The following is a 509-nucleotide window of genomic DNA, read 5'->3' on the forward strand; positions in this document are numbered from 1 at the left end:
ATGAGCCCTGTGGCACTCAAAGTACTTCACCTTTTAGGTGGTGCGTACCTACTTAAAATGGGTTGGGATTGCTTGAGAGCAGAAGCTTCATCTGCTCCAGAGCTTGATCAAAAAAATAAGATGGCATCGACCTACTATCAACGTGCATTAATGAGCAATTTGCTCAACCCTAAAGCGTTGGTCTTTTTTGTGATGTTTTTGCCTCAGTTCGTTTCGAGCAATATTACCGCTTCATCCGGCGAGCAGATGCTGGCGCTTGGTTTGTTGTTGAACGTTCTTGGTCTTTTGTTCAACCTATTATTGGTAGCGTTGGCTGGTACATTAGGGAAAGGGTTGCTGGAGAATGAGAAGTTCCGCACTTACCAGCACAAACTTATGGGGTTGGTGTTTGTGATCCTCGCTTTGTGGATGTTGAGCAGCTTCGTGCTATAAACCTATCAAATTCAATCGGAAAGCCAGCAATTGCTGGCTTTTTGTTTTAGGATAGAAACGTTTTCCAAGGAGAGGAT

General features: G+C 44.0%; 1 protein-coding gene. It reads left to right on the top strand.

Going from position 1 to position 509, the window contains the following annotated elements; all coding sequences use genetic code 11:
* Window positions 1-432, top strand: a 432-nt coding sequence (locus R7190_RS31085; protein WP_318138369.1) for a LysE family translocator, incomplete at its 5' end; no start/stop codon positions are given.
* Between the last annotated feature and the right edge of the window lie 77 nt (window positions 433-509).

The organism is Vibrio sp. 1078-1, from assembly GCF_033340475.1.